The following is a 1,315-nucleotide window of genomic DNA, read 5'->3' on the forward strand; positions in this document are numbered from 1 at the left end:
CGTAAGCGCGTAGCTGATGCCGTTTAGCGCTGGTAGTTCCAAGGCATGAGCGCCTCGATGTTGCTGTTTGGCCAACCATTGGCGATGCGCTCGAGGGTTTGGGTGAGCCAGGCATGCGGATCGACATTGTTCATTTTGGCGGTGGCCAGAAGCGTGGCTATTGTTGCCCATGTCCGTCCACCACCGTCACTGCCGGCGAACAACGAGTTCTTTCTCGTAATTGTTTGAGGCCTGATCGCACGTTCGACCGTGTTGGAGTCCAGCTCGATGCGGCCGTCGGCAAGGAAGCGCTCGAGCACGGCACGCCGGCCGAGCGCGTAGCGGATCGCCTCGGCAAGCTTCGACTTGCCCGATAGCCTGGGCAGTTCCTTTTCCCACCGGGCAAAGAGCGCGGCGACAACCGATGCCGATTTGTCCTGGCGGGCTTCCATCCGGGCTGCGGCATCCTTGCCGCGGACGGTTTCCTCAGTCGCCCACAGCGGAGCCATCTGCGCCACCGTCTGCGTGGCGATGACGGACGAGCCTGCGACATGCAGTTCGTAGAACTTCCTCCGCACGTGGCTCCAACATCCCGCCAGCGTCATGACGTCGTTGGCCCGATCGGGCTTGGCCAGCCGGTTATAGGCTGCATAGCCATCAACCTGCAGGATGCCGCAATAGCCTTCCAGATGGCGGGCGACACATTCGCCGGCGCGACTGTCCTCGAAGCGGTAGGCGACGATGGGCGGTCCGCTGCCTCCGAACGGCCGGTCGTCGCGGACATAAGTCCACAAATAGGCCGTCTTGGCCTTGCCCGATCCCGGCGCCAGCGTTGGCAGCGTGGTCTCATCGGCAAAGACCCGCTCACCCTGCTTGATGCGAGTCAGTGCGTAATCGGCGAGCGGCTCGAGCTCGAAGCCGACCTTGCCCATCCATTGCGCCATCTGTGACCGGTCGATCTCGACCTGATCGCGGGCATAGATCGCTTCCTGGCGGTAGAGCGGCAGGCCATCGGCGTATTTCGACACCGCGATCTGCGCCAGCAGCGCTTCGGTCGGAATGCCGCTTTCGATGATGCGGGCGGGAGCGGCTGCCTGGATGACGCCGTCCCAGCCCCTGTAGGCATATTTGGGCCGACGCGTGACGATCACCCGGAACTTCGCCGGAGTGACATCAAGCCGTTCGGAGACGTCCTCGCCGATCAGGATCTTTTCCAGCGCTTCGCAGCCAGCAGGCGTTTCGGGCTCAATAACCACCTCGACCCGGGCCGCAAAGCCTTTGCGAGGGCGCGGGGCGCGCTTCGCTTTCGACCCGCCCGCAGACTTTTCCATCTGCG

The 1,315-nt window shown here is 63.3% G+C and carries 1 protein-coding gene; it reads right to left on the bottom strand.

The window, feature by feature from the left end; all coding sequences use genetic code 11:
- Window positions 1–23: 23 nt before the first annotated feature.
- A partial coding sequence (gene tnpC / locus NKI66_RS32575) for an IS66 family transposase (RefSeq protein ID WP_352754075.1) occupies window positions 24–1,315 on the bottom strand: 1,292 nt, incomplete at its 5' end.

Source organism: Mesorhizobium sp. M0518 (assembly GCF_040321125.1).
Classification (GTDB): Bacteria; Pseudomonadota; Alphaproteobacteria; order Rhizobiales; family Rhizobiaceae; genus Mesorhizobium.